The sequence below is a fragment of the Gorillibacterium sp. CAU 1737 genome (assembly GCF_039888655.1).
GTDB lineage: Bacteria > Bacillota > Bacilli > Paenibacillales > NBRC-103111 > Gorillibacterium.
This window is the reverse complement of sequence record NZ_JBDQQO010000005.1, coordinates 267,136-286,853: the sequence shown is the minus strand read 5'-3', so window position 1 is coordinate 286,853 and position 19,718 is coordinate 267,136. Positions and strand designations below refer to the sequence as shown.

Below are 19,718 nucleotides of genomic sequence, written 5' to 3'. Positions count from 1 at the left end.
ATCTAAATCTCATAGTCTCGCATGGTGGCGGCCACTAGTTCAACCCTGTCTTCAATACCGGTTCCTGTATATTTAGCAAGCCGCCTCTCGTCTCGTATGTTGCCGTCGCGCATGAACAGAATCCGCTCCGCCCGGGCGGCCACCTTGGCATCGTGAGTCACGAGCAGGATGGCCGTCCCTTCTTCGTTGATCGCGGTCAGCATGTCCATAATCTCCTGTGCGGCTTTCGAGTTCAAGGCTCCCGTCGGCTCATCCCCGAAGATGATCTTCGGATCGCACATTAAAGCGCGGCAGATTCCCACTCGCTGGAGCTGGCCGCCCGATGCTTGTGTAACATCCCGCTTTTCCAGCTCCGCGATGCCCGCCCGCTTCATGAGTCCTTTCGCTTTTTCCGCAATTTGCGCGGCATGCTTTCGGTTATCTCTCATCGAGGGAAGCATGATGTTATCCAGGAGATTCAGATTCTTCAGCAGCGTGGGCTGTTGGAAGACAAAGCCCATGCTCGTTCTTCGCAGATCGGACAGCTCCTGCTCCTTGAGCGTTGACAAGTTCCTGCCGGTAAAGACAACTCTCCCGCCGTCAACCCCGTCCATTCCGCTCAGAGCAAACAATAGGGTCGACTTTCCCGAGCCCGAAGGTCCCATGATAGCGACAAATTCGCCCTCACCGATCTGAACAGACACTCCGTCAAGAACCTTGACCTGCTCGCTCCCATTCCCGAAGGATTTCATTATCTTTTCACCGATCACGATCTTCTCCATGGGTGGTTACTCCTTTATCGCTTCTGCTATTTTCGTATGACTCACGTTCGAGGTACCGATTCGGGTCGCAAGCAGGACTGTGCCGATCATTAGCAACGGATAGAGCCCATACGCCGTTAGCGGATGAATGGCGAATGCAAATGACGTCGCTCCAAAGGAGGAGATCATGGCTCCGGCAAGTCCCTCTCCGAGCGTATTGGCGAGAAGGGTCCCCAGCACAATCCCCACCAGCAGAACGAAGATCGACCGGCTTGCATACTGAACCCGAATATCCGAGCTGGTAAACCCGAGTGCCTTCATAACGGCGATAGAGGTTCGGTCCTTGGCCACAAGCATATTCATGAACAACACGGTAATTAGAGCCATCACAGCGAGCGCAACGGCAAGCGCGACACGGGAAGCCAAGTCGATCGCATTCATGGTGGAGCCGAAGGTTTGGGTCTTGTATTCTTCAACCGGAGAGACCTTCACGAATGGATAGGTCGCGGCATAAGCGGAAACCTTGCTCTCCGCAAGCGTAGGGTCCGCAAGCTCCGCGTAAACCACGCTCCACATCGTATCCGCGGAAGGAGCAGGGAATGCTGCCTTCGCCGTCTTGCCTCCGTTGGTGATGTCGGAATAGATCCCGCAGACCGTGAAGATGCTCTCCTTATCATCGATTAGGAGGGTCATGGAATCTCCGACTTTCTTCTCCAACTCCTGGGCATTCATCGCGGAAAGGGCCACTTCGTTGCCTGCCGCAGGCGCTCTCCCCCCGGAGTAGGCGACAGGGAACACCGAGTGATCGCCCAGCTCGATTTTGATGCGCTCCTCGGAGCCATCTTCCTTCACGGTTAAAAATGATTTCGTCGTAAGCACGGCATGTCGGGTGACCGAGCGGTCGCTCTCCAGCGCCTTCGCGAGGACAGCGGCCTTCTCGGAAATATGATCCGTCTGCTGAATATCGAAACGAAGGTCACTCATTCCTATTCCCATGTAAGAGATAAAGCTCTTGGAGGAAATGGTGTTCGAGAGGTTATGCGGAACCAGCATGATGAATGTCGAAAGGACCAGCACGGCCAACAAGGTCGTATATAGTCGCTTCCTTGCGAGAACCTCCTTGATTCCGAGAAACACATTGGTGTTGATAGACTTGCTCCGGCTAAGGCGAACTTGCTTGGCGCCTGCCGACTTCTCCTGTCTCTCTCCAAACCGGACGGCCTCCGCCGCAGATATCTTCCGAAAGCGGTTCAGCACATGGCGAACATAAGCCATCATCATAAGGAAAACGAGCAGAACACCCAGCACCCCGACCAGCAGGGCCAAGGAAGTGTTCTCGCCTTCTCCCATGGAAAGCCGGATGTTTTCGAGCAGCGCCCCTCTGAATGCGAAGGAGAGAGCGAACCCGACAAGGCTGCCTGCCCCGGCAAGCACCGCGTATTTGGCCAGATACAAGGCTTTGATATCCGACACCCGAAGCCCGATGGCCTTCATCACGCCGATCTCCCGATAATCTTCTTCGATTCTGGCGAGGAGTGTCAGGCGGATGCACAGAAAGGCGATGGAGACGACAAGCACGCTGATGAGCAGGATCACCGCGATCATGAGCCCATCGGAGATGGCGTTAAGCATTCGGAAGAGGGGATAGGTGACGGCGGGGCCGCCCGCTTCCAGTCCCGCCGAAGTATATGCCGCCTGGAAGGCACTGAGCCGGGACAAGTCCTTCAATCGGAATTCGATCAGATATTCGGTGCTTCCGAATGCCTGCATCTTGGCGTAGTCTTGCTCGTTCACCAGAAATCTCTTGGACGAGGCGAGCAGGGAGTTCATCTGGGCATCGCGAAGGAATCCGGCCACTCGGAATTCGTTACCGGCGATCACCGCCAGGTCCCCAACCTGTACCCGCCCATCCTTTCGATAACTCACGGGAACATAGAGTTCCCCCTTAGCCGGTTCAATCACTTGCCCATTCAGATCAAGGAGAAAGTCGAATTGCTTATTCTGCGTGCTCAACCCGTTGTCCTGAACGCTGTCCGCATACGACCTTCCGTTGATAATGAGCTGCGACCCATCCAGGTTTAAAAAGTCCACCACTTGCATCGCTTCAACATCGCCTTGCTGCCGGGCAAAGGCTTCGAGCCTTGCCCGATCCACCGTACCCGAATGCATCTGCATAAAATGGGGAGCCTTCGCCTTCGTCATCAACGTCTCAATCGAGCCCGCCAGGTTCACCATAAGCAGGGCCGCGAGGGAGAGGAGCAGGGCGGCAGCGGCCACAAAGAACAGAGTGGTGAACGAGACGGCCTTGCTCTTCCGAATGTCATTGCGGATGATTCGATATCGCATAAGCGCCCCCTTTGGTTTCCAACTGTCGGACCGACTTCGCCATCGAGAGCACGACGGCTGTCACGCAGATCATGAGGCCCATGAGGAAGATGAGGAAGCCTGTTCCTCTGCCGCTGCCGGTGCCGATGATCCGCCCCACGCTGTCCGCGAAGGCCCCGCCCGTAACCAATAACGGAGTAAAGACGTAATCGGCAAGCACCCCGGATAGGGCATAGGCGGCCACAAAGCCCAACTGCGAGAGGACCCCGATGAGCCCCCAAGCCCTCCCCTGAACCGAATTGTCGATGTTGGTGCGAATCAGGTAATCCAGACAGGTGTTGGTGATGGGAAGCATGGCGAAGAACAGGAAGCCCGATGCGGCGATCATGACCATATTTTCACGGAGTCCGAACAGCGCCATGAAAATCCCGATGAAGAACATGGAGAGGGACAGCAGCTTCACATAGCCCCTTTTGATGGGGATCATGCCCATCAGCATGCTGGTGACCAGCATCCCCGATGCGGAGATGGTTTCAATCATGCCCAAACCCGCACTATCCGAAAAGGCGAGGATCAGCGGGGTGCACAAGGTCTCAATGAAGCCGAGGAAAAAGGTCAGAACCGATGTCAGGATAACCAGAACCAGCACGCCCCGTTTCCCCGAAATAGAAGCCCAGCCTTCCTTGAATTCATGGTGAAACGATTTTGTCTGTTCAACCTTCTTGGACGCCAGCCCTTTTCTCACCGCGAGGGTGGAGGCCAGGGTTACCACCAGCGTTCCGATATCGAGCAGCAGGAGCAGCTTCACATCCGAAACCGTTAGCAGGAAGCCAGCGATAATCGGCGAGATCAAAAATTTGGCGGACCCGGCGATCTGAACAAATCCGCTTGCTTTCGTATATTGCTCCTCGGTCAGCAAATCCGTAATCGTGGCTTTGTAGGCGGGGTCCAGGAGCGACGAGAACACCGAGCTGATGGCTACGCCTGCGCAGATCTGCCACAGCTGCGCCTCTCCGCGAAGCATGCAGAACAGGATGAAGACGAGCCCGACCGCCGACAGGCTGTCACCCAGGATCATGAGCAGCCTGCGGTCATAGCGGTCTGCCAGCACTCCGGAGACGGCGCTCAGAAGGAGGCCCGGCATGAAGGCAAGCAGGGTGACGAGCGCCATAGCTGAAGCCTTCCCCGTCTGTTGAAACACATAGATTCCGAGTCCAAACGAGGTGAGTCCGCTACCGATGGCGGAGATGAACTGACCGGACCACAGGAGCATAAATTTCGAGAAGGAATTCCCGGGCTTATTCATGGTGTTCCCCGTTTCCGCCGTCAAACATCTGCATTAGGTGGAGCAAGCTCCCGCTTTCGACGCCGAGCAGCCTTTCGATGTTGAAGGCAAACGCCTGCAAGCGGGATAGGCGTCCCTCTTCGGTCATCTCGATCATGTCCTGATCGAAGATCGTATTCAGGTAGATCACCACCATCTCCATCACTTCAAACGGATACGGGGTATGGAACAGTCCCTCCTCGATTCCTTCGCGAATGATTTCTCCCAGGATCGGGGGAACCCCTCTCACAATGACCTTCTGAATCTTCTGATGCATGAGCGCGTTCTGCGGCTTGTGAATGTGATCCATGACCTCCTGAGAGCCTTCCCCGCTGATGTTCAAGGCCATGACAACCCGCATGATGCGCTCGTAGACGGGAATGCTCTTATCGGCGGCAACCTCCTGCGCTGCACCAAGGAGACGGACGTTGTATCGCTCGATCAGCGCGTCCATAATGTCTTCCTTCGATTTGAAGTGATAGTACAGCGTGCCCCGGGCAATCCCGACCTTCTCCAGAATGTCGTTGGTGCTGGTGCCGTCAAAGCCCTTTTGGCCGAACAATTGATCCGCCGCATCCAGAATTTCGTTTCGACGCTCTTCCGCTTCTTTTACAATTCTCATAGGGGTCATCCTTTGTTTTGTTATAGACCGACTGTCTGTCGGTAAGATCATAGCACACCGTTGCGTGGTTCGCAATAGTCCCCCCTTCCGTTCGTTTTCCTTGTTCACTCGTAAAAAAATCCCCCAGACCGTAGTCTGAGGGATTGGCGGTTATGGATGACGATGCGGACACTCTCGTTTTCCCGAAGCGCTAGAGGTACCGGCTTCTCTTGGAGAGATACTTCTCTACGTCATCGTAGAGGCCGGTCTGATTGGAGTATTTCAGGTAGTTCTTGATCGTCTTCAACCACTCGATCGTAGACGGTCGGGTGGCTTCGACGGCGCGAAGCAGGTCCTTTGTGCTGATCGGCCGCTCGATCTCCGTCTTCATGATTTCCGTAATCACGTATTCCGTAGCGGTCTCGATCAGGTTCTCCAGATCCGCTCCCGAGTACAGCTCCGTCTTTTCGGCAATGGTGTCGTAATCGATGGTCTCTTGAGGCCGACCCGCCATCTTCAACTGCAGAATGGCAACACGAGCCTTTTTGTCTGGGGGAGGAACAAACAGCACCTTGTCAAATCTCCCCGGGCGTTTAAAGGCCGGGTCCACATCCCACGGCATGTTGGTCGCCCCGATGATGAGCATGTTTTGCGTATTGGTATCGATGCCTTCAATCTCCGTCAAGAACTGATCGATAATGGGACGCATATGCTCCGATGCGAGCTTGGCCCGGTTAAATCCGATCGTGTCGATCTCATCGAAAAAAAGCACACAGGGGCTCTTGGCTCGGGCATTCTGGAAAATGTCCTTGATGTTCTGGGAGCTCACCCCGAGGTAAGGGTCCAGGATATCGGTGATATGAACGGCCTGAAACCTCGCCCTGCACTCGCCTGCCGTAGCCTTGGCCATGAAGGTTTTACCGCATCCCGGAGGCCCGTACATGAGGATGCCTCCACCCGTCTTTTTCTTGAACTTGCTGAACAAGCTTTGGCTGCTGAAGGGCTTGATGATCTTCATTCGGATGACATCCTTCAAGTCCTCATAGCCGCCAACCTGCTCGAAGGTGACCGTCTGCTGCTCGCGGGTCTCGGACAGAACATCGGCTCCCCCCTTACCCCCATGCACAACGCGAAGACGGACGACCTTCTCCTCATCGTCCTCATCGTCTGCCGGCTCCTCATCTTCCTCGCACTCTTCATACTCTTCTTCGTACTCTTCTTCTTCGTACTCTTCTTCTTCGTCCATCAACTCTTCTTCCGTCAGCTCGTTCTCCGGCAGCTCTTCTTCGGTCTTCGCCTTGTTCGGCGGGCTTCCTTTCCCCTGCGTTAGCCGAGACAGCTGTTCAAACACCTTCTCTTTAAAATCGCTTCCGCAGTGAGTCAAGGCGTTGGAAAAAGCATACAGGGCATCGCTGTCGCGGCCCGCCTCAACATATTCCACTCCGAGCAGGTACCACGCCAGCCCATTTTCCGGATCATTCTTGAGCATCGCTTGCATGACTTCGATTTTGTCCATAGCGCACTCCATCTCGTTAAAATCAAAGGATGAGGATCAGAACAGCTGCGAGAAGCAGCAGGAAGGCCAGCGGCACCGTGAAGAGGACGCTCGTTTCCCTTGTAAGTCCGGCCCCTTTAAACAAGACCCATTTCAGCTTAATCGCACTCCGAACCCCGAACAGCCTCACCTGCAGCTGGCGCCGGATGATCCTCTTCCAACGATAGTAGAAGCGCGGCTTTCGAGTGATTCTGTCCAGCATCTTCAAGATATACTTGTTGGTCGGATCGAGCTGGAAGGCCTGCCTCAGATTCTCCTCCGCGCTTTTGTAATCATACTTGTAGTAATCCAGCATCCCTGCCTTGAGAAAACGGTCCGTCTCATCGTTGGATTTGGAGAAATAGGCATCCACCACCTTGGAGCGAATCCCGTTCGAATCATCCATCCCCAGGTAGTAATAGAACTTATAGTGCAAGGCGTTGAGGTTCTCCGGATCGAATACCAATGCCTGGTTGATGAGTTCAAGCGCACGGTGGTTGTTGCCGGTAAGCATATGATAATATCCGTAAAAGGCCAGGAATTCCGCATTCTGCGGATCGAGATCGAGTGCTGCGAGAAGCGCTGCTTCTGCCGCCTCGAACCGGTCCATCTGCAGCTGGATTTGCCCGAGCAGGAAATAACATTCGTCGGGGCGGTAACCGCCAGCCAGGGCGGTTTTGCACGCATCGAGTGCCTCTTCGCCCTGATCCAATTCATAGTGGCAGAGAGCCGCCAGATAGATCAGGTAGGCATCGGAGGGGGTCTTCTCTAACGCTTTGAACAGAAGCTCAAGCGCATGCGAGTACCGCTCCATCTCGATATAATTATTAATAATCAAGAGTTCTCTTTGATACTCCATTGAGCTCATGAACGCACACCTTCTACAACAAGATCAGGAAACCAGCTTGTTCGCTTTTTTAACAAATCGGCCCTGCGGGTAAAGGTTCACATATCTCTCCATCCATTGCTTGGAGCCGTCCTTCTTGAAGAGAATCTCGCACACTTCCCAGATGTTGTCCTCTGTCATATCGTGGTCCTCGTCGTTTTCCTTGGCCTGAGTGTACCGTTCAAGGGCTGTTTCATAATGGCCCAGAAAAAATTCGGACACCCCGATATGCCAGTAGCAGTTGCCTACGTTTTCTGGGTAGTTCACCATGATCTCTTCATAGGCGCGAATGCTTCCTTCAAAATCCTTGTTTAAGAACAAATCCATGGCTTTGCGAGTCTCCAGACTGAAATCATCCAGCTTTATCCCCTTCATCATTTCATCGCGCACCCGCTTGGTCTCTTCAAAGTTCAGATCCCCATCTTCGGTAATAAGGCCGTAAACCGCATTGTCTCTTATCTCCAGAACGTTCTTGCTAGGCTCGTTGTCCTTCTCGGCCATACCGAGCACGATCAAGCCGATCAGCAAGACGGCGGCCAACAAGACAATCCCAAGCACCATTTTGCCTTGGTACAAGGAATAACCAGCGAATAACGAGATAGCCAACAAGACAAGACCGATTGCTTTTTTCTTCATTTCTGACTCCTCCAACCTTATGTAATTTCTCCCAAACGTAAGACATAATAAGAGTAAATCCTATAAAATTCGTCACATTCTTCACTCCTTTACATAAAAAAGAAACCTGGAACCAGTAGGTCCCAGGGATTTAGTGGAAGGAATCTCGTTTCACTCGCTTACGAGAGCATAAGCCGATATTTTACGGATGCGATACGTGATCAGCATCGAGGTGAAATAGGATAGAAGAATAAGTGCTGCGCCAAACAAGGCAACCCAGGAGGGCAGGATGACGTAATTCGCCTTCATGATCCCCATGGCTCGCTGTGCAACAGACATCACGGCGTTGGTCTGGGTAATCCCAATCGCGCTGCCGACCAGGACCCCGATCAGAATCGGCGGCAGGAAGCCGAGCGAAAGCTGGTTCATCAGCTGAAGGGTGGTAAACCCGATGGCCTTCTGGATGCCGAGCTCTCGTTTCTTGCGAATAATCGAAGAGTGGATCACGAAGTACAGAACCAGCATGACCACCACGATGGTGATAACCAGCATGGCCGTCCCAACCTTGGAGACAATCGAGACATACATCCCCATGCCCTGCTCCATCGATTTATCCATATCCACGGCCTGGACGAGGGAACTGCCATACTCATGCTCCAGCTTGCTCACAAATTGATCCGCAGGGCTTCCCGGCTTCAAATAGATTTGCAGGCTCTGCTGTTTGTAATCGGCATGGAGCGGGAGCAAGCCGTCTGTCCGGAGCGAGGCGTTCATCCCCCCCATATTCGATCCCTGCGACAAGCCGGTGACCCGATACTCACCTTGCTTGTCGCCCATCCGGATCATCACCCGATCTCCAATCGTCTTGTCCAGCTTCTCCGCGAGCACGCCGGCCAGAACAACTTCATTGCCATGAAGCGGGTAGCGTCCCTTGTAGACGGTATTGGTCTCTTTTGCAGAATAATCATCCATGACAAAAGTCGCGACATCCGTATCCTCGATTTTTATCGTGGTCTGGTCAATAAACTGCGCCTTGCGAACCTCGCTCATGCTCCTGACGCTCTCCACAAAGCTGGAGTGATCTCCATCCGGCTTCAGGACCGCAACCGCATTTGAAATCTCGATTCCGGGAGTCTCGGCGAATGCCTTCGTATCCACCGTCGTGTTGTAAAACATCACAAGACCGAAGGTGCTGGCGAACGAAACCGCCGCTACGATAACCCCGATCATGAGGCTCTGCTTGCTGTTCTGCAGCATGGATTTCAACCCGAGCACGAAAGGCAGCCGACCGCGAGTGCGATGAAGCGGCATATGATTGCGTTTGAAGCTGTGGGTCACGATCCCGCCCCTTAAGGCAACAATGGGGCTCAGCCGGCGAAGCTGCCTGGACGTCAGGAAGGAAACCAGCATCACCACCATCAGCAAGCCGCACAGAACGATACTGCTAACCCCGCTGTCAAAGCCTTGTACCCACACCAGGCCGGATTGATGGGCAAACACATTGGAGATCATGGGCGTAGCGGCATAGGAAATCGAGATGCCGACTACACTTCCGACAAGAGCAATGAGCGAGTACTGCATAACAATCGACCCCATGATTTGTCGGCTGGTATAACCAACGGCCTTTAAGGACCCGATCTTGGTCATGTCCTCTTCGATACTGTTCCCGATGCGGAATCGAACCACGATCAGGCATACCAAGGCGATAATCGCAGCAAATGCCATCATCATGACCGAAACCATGCTGGACATAAGCGTGCGGGACAATTGAACCAGCTTTAACTCCATGCTGAACAAGGTACCGGTTCCGTCTCGTTGGGAAGAAGCTGCCGAATCATCCTTCGGAAGGAGTTCCCGGATCCCTGCCTCCACGTCGTTATCGGACTTTGCCAGATTGACGAAAAGGACGGTCGCCCCATAGGAAGCCCCCAGCTGCTTTTTTAAGCTCTCGTAGGTTTCATGAGGCAGATAAGCCCCCAAATTTCCGGTATCCAACGAGCTGAAGAAGGCATCCTCCGTGAACCCTTTTATCGTAAAGGTAAAGCGCGTATCCTTGATGGTCAGCTCAAAGGGATCGTTTAGCTTATAGCCGCCATCTACATTCATTACATAAGGCAGGTAGATCGACATGGAATCAGGCGGCAGCTGTTCTCCGATCCATTTCCATTTCGAATGCTCTCGCGGGCTATCCGCATCGTAGAGAAGAAAACGAGCCTCCCGCTTTTCCTCATGATAGGGCATAGACCCATTGGCCCACAGCGCCTCTGCCTTTTGCACATTCTGCACGTTCGGGTTCGTCTTCAGGTACGAGTCAATCTCTTCGCTGTACATCCGGTTCGGAATAATATAGTAAGCATCAGAGGTTTGAAGCTCTCGGGTGATCTTATCAAAAAAGCCTCCAAAGTTCGCAAACACCAAGGACCCCGCGTTCAAGAGCAGCGCAGCGATGAGAAACATGAGGAACAGGGAGACCGTATGCCCTTTGCTTTTTCGGATATTGGCAAAGCTGAGCATGGTTAGCTTCCGCATCCTTACCACCCCATTTCCATGAGGAACGCCTGCAGCTTGCCGTGCCGTTCCCGGTCCCCGCTTACGTAGGGACCCAATTCACAAACCCCATGAATGACACCGTCCCGCATATACAAAATCCGGTTCCCCCTTCTGGCCGACTTCAAATCGTGGGTAACCATGACGATGCTTTGCCCCTTGTTGTTCAGCTCGGTCAGAACATCCAGAACCGCTTTCCCTGCCGCGGAATTAAGAGCACCTGTCGGCTCGTCGGCAAACACTACCTTCGGCTGGTTGATTAAGGCACGCACAATCGCCGCACGCTGCGCTTCCCCGCCGGATAGCTGGGTGGGAAACTTGGACCAGATCTCCTCGGTTAATCCGACCTGCGTCAGCAGCTCTTTGGCCCGTGCCGTGATGGCTTTTCGGTCCTTGCTGATGAGGAGCCCTGCTGCGAGTATGTTATCCAGGATGCTCATATTATCGAGCAAGAACATTTGCTGAAACACGAACCCGCAATTCAATCGGCGAAAGACCGCCAGTTTGTCGTTGGACAGCTTGGAGATTTCCTGCTCGAAAAAGGCAATGGAGCCCAGCGTCGGTTTGTCCATGCCGGACAAGGCGTACAAGAGCGTCGATTTTCCCGCACCGGACGAACCCATGATGATGGTGAAATCCCCGGCTCCAATCTCCATATCCAGGTTTTTGAGAACATGCTGCTGAACGCCTCCACTGGAGAACGATTTGCTGAGCTTGTTGGTTTTGATGATCACTTTCCTCATCACGAGGCCCCCTCATTAATCAAAAATAAGACTGCTCTGCCCTCCTGCCGTGCTGCAGGCTTACCAGGCTTTTCACAGTCTTATCGTACCTTACCGATTCTTAACGGGTCCTTAATCCATTCTTAGCTAACTCTTAAATCTTTACGCGAGCAGCAAGCGGACCGTCACCACAAAACCACCCTCGACATTCCTGCAGTCGATCTCCCCGGCCATTTTGCTCATCAGGTAATGGGAGATGTGCAGGCCAAGGCCGGTCCCGCTCTTCCCCGCAGCGTTCTGAGCGCGGTAGTATTTGTGAAAGAGAAGCGGAAGCTCATCCGAGGAGACCCCCTGCCCCTGATCTTCAAACGCCAGCTCCAAATAAGGCCCTATGATGCACGCAGATACGGTAATGGGAGTCCCCGCGTATTTATAGGAATTGCTGATGACATTGTCCACAACCTGGAGAAAACGCAGCCGATCGATCCGTACCACGCATTCCGGAATGCGGGCGATCACGGCCTTGTTCTGGTAATCCACTTGCTGGATGACGTGGGCTACGACCGCGCTCGACTCTTCCGTTACGGTGACGGTCAATTGCTGCAGCTCTTCCAGGGTAGCCGTAAAGAGATTGGTAACCAGCGAGTTGATTTGATCGGCCTTGGAATTGATCACCGCCAACTGGTTCTTGTCCTCTTCCACGGCATGGATCATCATCACCTCTGAGACGGCTTTGATGGAGGCAATCGGTGTTTTGATGTCGTGGCTGAGCGAGGCGACCAGTTCCTTCTTGCTCTGATTGGCCATTCGCTCGCTCTCGCGCGCTTTCGCCAGTTCTTCCCTCATGAGGTCAAAGCTTTCGGCAAACGCGCCAAACCCGTTGCCCTTGTCCATTTCCAGCGGCATGTCCAGCTTCCCCTCTGCAACATGACGGGCGAACGCCTGCAGGTTGCGAAAGGGGCGAAAGATGGAGCGGTCGATATAGAGCGCATAAAGCAGACAGAACATCGTAATCGAAATGAGGCTGACCCCCAAAAACAGGAGAAAGTCGCTGCGGTATTGACCCCAAAGCTCACGCGTATGGTTGAAGAGAATCAACTTTCCAAGAACCTTCCCGTCCAGCGTGATGTCTACCATCGTATCCCGATTGCGGATAGCGGAATCCATGTCCTCGTTTAAGCCCTTCCGGGTTGCCGCAAGAAATTGCTCCCCGCTGTCCAAGACCACATAATCCAACCCATATTGCCCGCCGGGCAGCTGACCTGGATCGAGATGATCCCACTGCTTGATCAGCGATTGGGTAATATCATTCACGGCAACCAAGTCCATTCCGGCCTCTTCCGTGCCGCGAAACGCGTAGAGGATCACCCCAATGCCCAGAAAAAGAAGAACGATCGCCCCAATCGCGCCTTTCTTGATCTTCATCGGCTCTCCTTAGTCGGCTTCGAAGACATAGCCGGTTCCCCATAGGGTCTTGATAAAGCGCGGTTCATTCGGCTGTTCTTCAATCTTCTCTCGCAGCTTGCGAATGTGGACATTCAAGGTTCCATCCGTCGTAATGGCATCCTTCCATACGTTGGCGAACAATTCCTCTTTGGGCAGGGGGCGATTCTTGTTTTGGATGAGATAGGCCAGCAGCTTGTATTCCATTGCCTTGAGCTTGATTTCGCTGCCGTCGTTCATCAGCTTCTCCGTGACGAGGTCCAGCCTGAAGCTTCCAAACCGCAGCGCTTCCTCATCGCCTCGATATCGCTTTAAGACTGCTTTGACTTTGGCCAAAAGAATGCTAAGGGCGTACGGCTTCTGGATATAGTCATCTCCCCCGATAGTGAGGGCAAGCAGCACGTCATCGTCGCTCGTTCGCGCGCTGATAAACAGGATCGGAATATTGGTCGTCTTTCTCAGCCGTTTGCAGATCTCAAAGCCGGAGGATTGCTGCCCCAGGTTGATGTCGAGCAGGATCAGATCCGCTTTGTTCTGGGCAAGAAAGTCGAAGCAAGCTTGTTCATCGGCAGCCCAATGGGTTTTTAGCCCGAACATATGAAAATACTTACAAGTGCTTTGTGATAGCGCTTCTTCATCATCCACGATCAAGCAATCATAGGTTGCCATTGATTTTCCTCCACTACCAACTTCAGGATCAGACCTATTATAGCATGTAGAACATAGCGAATAGACCCGATCAAAAGAAAGAGCATCCCTCCGAGCGGAAAGCGCTCGAAAGAGATGCTCGATTGAGGAATCGTCATGCTTCTTCACGTAACGATCTTCTCTTACGTTGCAGTCAATGCGTCAACATCATCTTTAAAGGCCTCTTGGTATTGCTTAAATGCCCCGGTTTCAAAGGTATAGTTCTCGTCATCCGCCTTCGGAGGATTATCCTGCAATTGCTTATACAGAGTATCGATTTCGCTTGAGAGCTTGCTCCAAACCTTCTTCAAATCGTCGTACTTGGCATCCAGTCCCTCGATATAGGCCGTATACTCGGCTTTTTTCTCTACCGATTTACCCAGACGCTCCATCATGAAATTGAAATCAAGCTTCTCCCCTGTGCTGTCATTGCCGCTTCCGGCATACCAGCCGACATTGACGAAGCCGTCATTCCAAATTTCCCCCGTGACATAATTGCTGATATCGTGGAGCTTGGATTCAACGGAATCTTTCTCTCCCTGCTTGGAATCCGTCCCCTGGTTCAAGGATTCGGCAATCGAATTGGCAAGAGCTTCTTTGATTTTTTCCTCATCGCTCTTTTCTTTGCCCCCGCAGCCTGACAGAACAACCAATACCCCCAACACTACCGCTAACATGGAAACCAGTTTCTTGCGATTCAACATTCCAGAACTCTCCTTTAGTAGGGTTTCATTGCCTTTTCAATTATAGACACAAATCCTACCATTTTGAAGAACTAATTTGTTTTTCATTTCACTCCTGACCATCCATTCTTCAGATTGGTCTGGTACGGCGGAGACTTATCCGCTTGCGTCATCTTCAACAAAAGTGTTTCCAGACTCTCTTCGCTAAACGATGCCAGGTGCACCGCAAGGATGGATTCCTCGCAATCGGGATCCGCTAATTCAAAGACTATCAGAATATCACGGTTCAGGTAAATCTTCCAGGCTAGAATGGTTGCCTCCTCCACCACTTCCTCAAAATCCTCACGAAGGCTCCAAACCCGACTATAGTCCGATCGATTCCAATCGCTTTCCTCAACGAAAGCCCAATAAGGAAGCTTGCCTTCCAGTGCAATCTGGATGAACACCTTGCTTTGAAGGAAATTGCGAAGCGAGCGGTTTTCCAAGTGCCAGCCAGGAGTCCCCCATACCCATATAAAGACAGGCGGATCTTCCTGCGTTAGGTCACGCAGACGAATCCCGCAATAGATCACAGATTCTGCACATTGATAAAAGACAAGATACTCTTTCTCGTCCTCCGCAAAGTCTTCATCTGGAAGAAAGAGGTCAGCCAGCATGAGCGGTTCATATTGATTACGACCATCTGGCGTAAGGTAGGGACATTGGCCGAAGGATCGATAATAGCTTCTAAGCGAAGGCGGAAAGGAAACCCCCAGCCTCCTTTCGTGTATCACAATGTCCTCCTCGGAATATCCGGAAGTCTCTCGATCCCTTCCTAATAAGAAGCTGGCAAGTGCATGGAATTCATTCAAATGAAACACTCCCGACCTATGCATTCTCAACCAACGTTTTTAGCACCGCACATACTTGCGCTTAAAGCCGATCCGCCCTTTGTCTACCGCATTACGAATGGTCTCCTTTGCTTGCAGAGGCTTCGCTTTGGGCTTGTCCCGCTGGACTTCCACCGGCCCTACCTCCTCCGCCGTTCTCACCGCCTGCTCATGCAGCGGCATATAGGAGATGGCGACGGTGTAGAGGAATTGGTTCATGGCGATCTTGGCGCGTTCCGGAGCAGAGTGGATCGTCTGCTTGACCTTCTCCAGCATACCGGTAAGCTTGTCCGAGGAAAATTCGATGTCCGGGCGGCTTCCCAACAACCAGCAATAACAGCTCCACCCCGCCGACATTCTGAGCTCTTCGCCGCTCGCGATCCATTTATCGGCTACAGCCTGCGCAATATCCGTCTCGGCCAACGTTACGGCGACAACAAAATCGGAGACCATATAGAAATAAGCGGCGTCCATCCATCGATCAAAATCGGCCTCTGTCATCGCCTTGGGGTCCGCGATCACTCCAGCAAAGTACATCGCATCGTAATTTCCGGTGTTGTATAGCTGCTCGGCGAGAGATTGGTCCTTCTTGATCTTCCGGGCGATCGGCTTCATCTCCCCGGTTGCCACGCCAAATAGAGGCTCGTGCGCCCCGTTGGACAAATACATCTTCTTCAGCCGTTCTTTGCCGAGCGCCTCCAACTGCTGCATAACCTCTTCGAAATTCATGGAGTCCCTCCCTCGATGCATGGTAATTGCCATCATTTTATCACATTATGTTCTGCGGCATACCCGAAGAGCCCATGGCAGAGGAAAACCCCTCCTGTCGAGAGGAAGGGCTTTAAGTGTTTCAGACAGTTGATTCCTCAGCGAGCTTCTTCAAAGAAACGGAGGATACATCCGTCTATCGTGATCACCTGACATTCCTTGGCTCCCCAATGTTGGGTCTCGATGTTGGAGATTTGACTCCAGCGACTTTTGACATAGTCGTGAAACGCCTCGATCCCATCAATCATGATAAACCCCACAACTCCCTGCCGCGGTTCGCCCGTGAACAAATGAAAGCCTCGGAATGGGGTCAAATGGGCAACAGCCACTTCATCGGGATAATCAAACACACACCCGTAATCTCCGCTTCCGTCAGCGTTTCGGGATACAACATCTCCGTACCATCCGAGAACTTCCTCAAACCAATGCACAGTCGCGTCCATGTCCAATGTGAAATAGACCGCACCGTTCTCTCTTACCACATAACCTCGTTCACTGAATTTGCTCATTCGACTCAACGCCTCTTTCGTCCAGGATTCGAAGGTCATTCGCGGGTAGACAGCAAGGGGAACGCCCGCTTCCCGGGCAGACGAAGGAGACAAGCCATACTGTTTGCCGAAGGCACGTGAAAATGCGGCGGGAGATTCATATCCATATTTCATAGCAATGTCGATCACTTTTATGGGAGTAGCAAGTAGATCGTGTGCTGCGCAAGAAAGCCTTCGCTTTCGGATATATTCGCCGAGTGAAACGTGAGTGAGAAAGGAGAACATTCGTTGAAACTCCCAAGACGAACATTCTGCATGCTGCGCCACCTTAGCAAAATCCATCGACTCCATCAAATGGGCCTCGATATATTCGACGGCTTGCTCCATCCCTCTTTGCCAATCCATCTCATCACCTCCTGAACCCATTATAGGAAGAGCACGTAAATCTCTCGCTTCATCTTGTGCATTTTTCTGCAAAGGATTCTATCAATAGAACAACTCCATGCTATTCTTGTATAGCGCCAGTTCCTCTATCTCGGGATTCAGCCGTTCGGCTGCCAGGAGGATCTGTTCCAACTGATCATTGTCCCGTGTATAGTATTGGAGAAGAACCGACCCCAGGTTGTTCGCCTCCAAAAGACCCTCTTCGCGAATATCCTCCAGACATTGCAAAGCCATCTCCTGGACTTGATCCCCATAATCATCTTGATCATACGGCAGCTTTTTCAAGAGGGAATTGAGCAAGGAAAAGGCATCCTCCGCAAGATTCCATATCCCGCATTCCTCCACGATGTATCGCCCGCTTTCTTCCCCTCCGGTTTTGGCATAGTCCTCTTCGGTTGAGAGCACAGTCCAAAAGCAAGAAGAAGCTCCATCCTGTTCGAAGGCCAGCGTGAACTGGTAGGCGGTTTCGTTGGCGTAATGCTTCCTTGCATATTCCAAGGCCACGCGCAGCGCTGCCCGAAGATTCAGAGCAAATGCGGCATATTTGGGCTTCAGCTTTTGTCTCTTCCCGGGTTTTGCCACCAACGTTTTCTGATCCTTCTGTAGCGAATAATCTTCTGAGTACCTTTGGTAGGTGGCCATTTCGGCTTGATCGGGTACTCGAAGGTCGTAATCCTTCATGTCGAGTCCCTGCTGCTCGGCAACCTTCGTCAGATAGTCAGCCACATCCGGCTTATTCTGTTTTTCCGCCAGCGAGTGGGGATGGACGCTCGTCTTCCACCCTTGGTACTCGTAGTAAACATCGATCCGCGCACCGGCATTCACCAATGCTTTTACCAACTCACAGGTAATCGCGTCTTTGCTGAATCGAATGGCCGTCTCCAACAGGCACCCTTTTTTATCACGAACAACGGCTTCGGGATACTGCCTCAATAGATAATCGGCGACCTCAACATTGCTACCCGCAATCGCGATTCCTACCGCCGGGAGTTTCATGTCGTTGTAAGAGGTCTTTACATACCTCAAGGGGTCTGCGCCCGCTCGGATCATCGCTTGGATCATCTCGACCGATCCTTTTTCACATGCATAATGAAGAGCCGTTCCATTTCCAAACAGCCTTTCCTGAAGGGCAGAGCGGGCATGGCTCGCGAAATACGTCACCATCGCCACGTTCTTTTTACGTAGAGCTTGGATGATCACGTTGCTAAAGAACCACAATTCGCCTTTCGATAAGGGGCGGTTCTTCTCCTCTTCGGAGACTGATGCAGGGGGAATCGAGATTCCTTGTTGACGGCTTGCTCGCGCAATCTCGGCATAGATCCGATCGGCTTCTTCTTGCCAGGGGCTACCCGTAAAGAAATCGCGAACCAATTCCGCATATGACAAAGCATTTTGCACCTTCTCAAAAAACGGAGATTCATACGGAACAGACAGATCCAATCCCTTTTCGGTCAAAACCTGAACCAGCTCCGCATTCAGCGTGAGGATGGCATAGAAATAAGGATTGGTAAGAAAGGAGTCCGTCCGGAAATACGACATCCGCTTTGCCATTTCCACCGGCAGGTTTTCCCGCCCCGGATTCAGGATCGCATAGCAAAAAGCCGGCACCTGCACCGTTTCATCCAGGTCATTGAAGTCCGCGCCCTTCTCAATCGCATAGCCGATCATATCCGGACTCACTCCATAAATGTCGACCAGCTTGCCGATTACATTCTTATCCCTCTCTGACTTGGGCTTCGAATAATAGGGCAGTTTGAATAGCTCGGGGCATTTCTTCAACAGCTCATCCAAATCATCTTTCTTCTTCTCATCGACCGCATCCCAGGCGGCGTAATAGAAATCCTTTAGCTCTTTCTTGGTGTAGGGAAGCGTTGTTAGATTCAGGTCTTTGGCCACGAAACGACTCTCCTTTGACTACCATTTCATTCCTAATTATGAATATAGCACAAAAAAACCCGATTGCATCTTTTCCCTCAAAGGGAGAAAGGAGACAACCGAGTCCATGTTCGGCAAGACCATGCTATTGCCATGAAACAGAATTTTTAATAAATTTCTTAACCGCTTCACCTGCTGCATGCGGAAGCTGCATCCATACATAGGCGTGGATGGAGTTCGGAATCGGCTCTACTTCAAAGGAATCCAGTAGACGGGTGAATGCAGCAAAACTCGTTTTCACTCTCTCATCGTTTCGCTCTTCTTCGCTTGGGAGAAATAGAATGGGACAGGTGATTTTCTTATAATAGTCTTCAAATTTCACATCCCAGTATTGCTGAATGTATTCCGTCCGGACACGGTTTAAATAGCAGTAGGTATACGTGCCGTCCGTCTGCTGTTGAAGATTGTTTTCAAAGAAGGCATGGAAAGAGTCGTTCCATATTCCCAATTGTGTCAACTTTTCACGTTCTTCTTCGATATACGCTTCTCTCTTCGTGTAAATGCGTTCTTCTCTCTTTGCCAGCTCCGTACGCATGGCTTCTTTTTTGTGCTCGATTTCTTCCTCCGAGCCATTAAATAAGCCGTACTCTCCAAACTCATTATAGAGAGCTCCTTCACATACCAGCGATTCAACGAGCTCTGGATGAGCGGCTGCTAAACTTAGCCCAATCTCAGCCCCCATCGAGCTGCCTACGATATGACATTCCTTTATGTCGAAGTGCTTCAACAATAGGAAAAGATCATTTGCCATCTCGTCGATATGATAGCCGGTTAAAGGCTTATCCGATTTGCCGTGCCCTCTGAGATCCGGAACAATGAGGCTGTATTCCTTCTCGAATTGGGGTAAAATGCCCTCCCACATCTTCATGTTTCCTCCACTAAAGTGAAGAAAGAGGACAACGGGGTTATCGTTTAGTAAATAGCGTACATTCATCCTCATATTGCCTAGCTGAATCATCTTCTCGATCATAATGCCCCTCCATTCCAACTTCTTGATTCCTAAAGAGTAGAGGTAGCGCCTGACCTTTACAATGGTGAGTATGGGTATAATCATGAATTCTGTAGGATGCGTTATAAAGCTTTGATAATGGGCCGCTCCTCATTCAA

Annotated in this window: 17 protein-coding genes; all 17 read right to left on the bottom strand. The window is 51.9% G+C overall.

What is annotated here, in order from left to right; all coding sequences use genetic code 11:
- Nucleotides 1-2 precede the first annotated feature (2 nt).
- The 17 genes from AAFN83_RS12960 to AAFN83_RS12880 all read right to left on the bottom strand — a co-directional run bounded on the left by AAFN83_RS12960 (nt 3) and on the right by AAFN83_RS12880 (nt 19,581).
- On the bottom strand, nt 3-761 hold the full coding sequence (locus tag AAFN83_RS12960; RefSeq protein WP_347769972.1) for an ABC transporter ATP-binding protein: 759 nt from the start codon (nt 759-761) through the stop codon (nt 3-5).
- Nucleotides 762-767: 6 nt separating this feature from the next.
- Nucleotides 768-3,086 (bottom strand): ABC transporter permease, encoded by a 2,319-nt coding sequence (locus tag AAFN83_RS12955; protein ID WP_347769970.1) that lies wholly within the window; start codon nt 3,084-3,086, stop codon nt 768-770.
- Nucleotides 3,061-4,371 (bottom strand): MFS transporter, encoded by a 1,311-nt coding sequence (locus AAFN83_RS12950; protein ID WP_347769968.1) that lies wholly within the window; start codon nt 4,369-4,371, stop codon nt 3,061-3,063. The genes AAFN83_RS12955 and AAFN83_RS12950 overlap by 26 nt, the downstream gene beginning before the upstream one ends.
- On the bottom strand, nt 4,364-5,011 hold the full coding sequence (locus tag AAFN83_RS12945) for a TetR/AcrR family transcriptional regulator (protein ID WP_347769966.1): 648 nt from the start codon (nt 5,009-5,011) through the stop codon (nt 4,364-4,366). The genes AAFN83_RS12950 and AAFN83_RS12945 overlap by 8 nt, the downstream gene beginning before the upstream one ends.
- 190 nt (nt 5,012-5,201) lie before the next feature.
- The gene (locus AAFN83_RS12940; RefSeq protein ID WP_347769964.1) at nt 5,202-6,506 is read right to left on the bottom strand and encodes an AAA family ATPase; all 1,305 of its coding nucleotides are present in this window, start codon (nt 6,504-6,506) and stop codon (nt 5,202-5,204) included.
- A 22-nt stretch (nt 6,507-6,528) separates the two neighbouring features.
- Entirely contained in the window at nt 6,529-7,392 is an 864-nt protein-coding gene (locus AAFN83_RS12935) for a tetratricopeptide repeat protein (protein ID WP_347769962.1), read from the bottom strand.
- Nucleotides 7,393-7,416: 24 nt separating this feature from the next.
- Nucleotides 7,417-8,046: a tetratricopeptide repeat protein gene (locus tag AAFN83_RS12930; RefSeq protein ID WP_347769960.1), complete on the bottom strand. Its 630-nt coding sequence runs from the start codon at nt 8,044-8,046 to the stop codon at nt 7,417-7,419.
- A 150-nt stretch (nt 8,047-8,196) separates the two neighbouring features.
- Entirely contained in the window at nt 8,197-10,554 is a 2,358-nt protein-coding gene (locus tag AAFN83_RS12925; protein ID WP_347769958.1) for an ABC transporter permease, read from the bottom strand.
- 2 nt (nt 10,555-10,556) lie between these two features.
- Nucleotides 10,557-11,315 (bottom strand): ABC transporter ATP-binding protein, encoded by a 759-nt coding sequence (locus tag AAFN83_RS12920; protein WP_347769956.1) that lies wholly within the window; start codon nt 11,313-11,315, stop codon nt 10,557-10,559.
- 141 nt (nt 11,316-11,456) lie between these two features.
- Nucleotides 11,457-12,719 (bottom strand): HAMP domain-containing sensor histidine kinase, encoded by a 1,263-nt coding sequence (locus tag AAFN83_RS12915; protein ID WP_347769954.1) that lies wholly within the window; start codon nt 12,717-12,719, stop codon nt 11,457-11,459.
- Nucleotides 12,720-12,728: 9 nt separating this feature from the next.
- Nucleotides 12,729-13,406: a response regulator transcription factor gene (locus AAFN83_RS12910; protein ID WP_347769952.1), complete on the bottom strand. Its 678-nt coding sequence runs from the start codon at nt 13,404-13,406 to the stop codon at nt 12,729-12,731.
- A gap of 161 nt (nt 13,407-13,567) precedes the next feature.
- A complete protein-coding gene (locus AAFN83_RS12905) occupies nt 13,568-14,128 on the bottom strand; it encodes a hypothetical protein (protein ID WP_347769950.1) in 561 nt (186 codons plus the stop codon).
- Nucleotides 14,129-14,211: 83 nt separating this feature from the next.
- Nucleotides 14,212-14,967: an SMI1/KNR4 family protein gene (locus AAFN83_RS12900; protein WP_481810509.1), complete on the bottom strand. Its 756-nt coding sequence runs from the start codon at nt 14,965-14,967 to the stop codon at nt 14,212-14,214.
- Between the two features lie 30 nt (nt 14,968-14,997).
- Nucleotides 14,998-15,705, bottom strand: coding sequence for a DNA alkylation repair protein (locus AAFN83_RS12895; RefSeq protein WP_347769946.1), 708 nt, complete (start codon nt 15,703-15,705; stop codon nt 14,998-15,000).
- Between the two features lie 137 nt (nt 15,706-15,842).
- Entirely contained in the window at nt 15,843-16,637 is a 795-nt protein-coding gene (locus AAFN83_RS12890; RefSeq protein ID WP_347769944.1) for a helix-turn-helix domain-containing protein, read from the bottom strand.
- An 81-nt stretch (nt 16,638-16,718) separates the two neighbouring features.
- Nucleotides 16,719-18,572, bottom strand: coding sequence for a DUF4303 domain-containing protein (locus AAFN83_RS12885; RefSeq protein WP_347769942.1), 1,854 nt, complete (start codon nt 18,570-18,572; stop codon nt 16,719-16,721).
- A 124-nt stretch (nt 18,573-18,696) separates the two neighbouring features.
- A complete protein-coding gene (locus AAFN83_RS12880) occupies nt 18,697-19,581 on the bottom strand; it encodes an alpha/beta fold hydrolase (RefSeq protein WP_347769940.1) in 885 nt (294 codons plus the stop codon).
- Nucleotides 19,582-19,718: the final 137 nt, after the last annotated feature.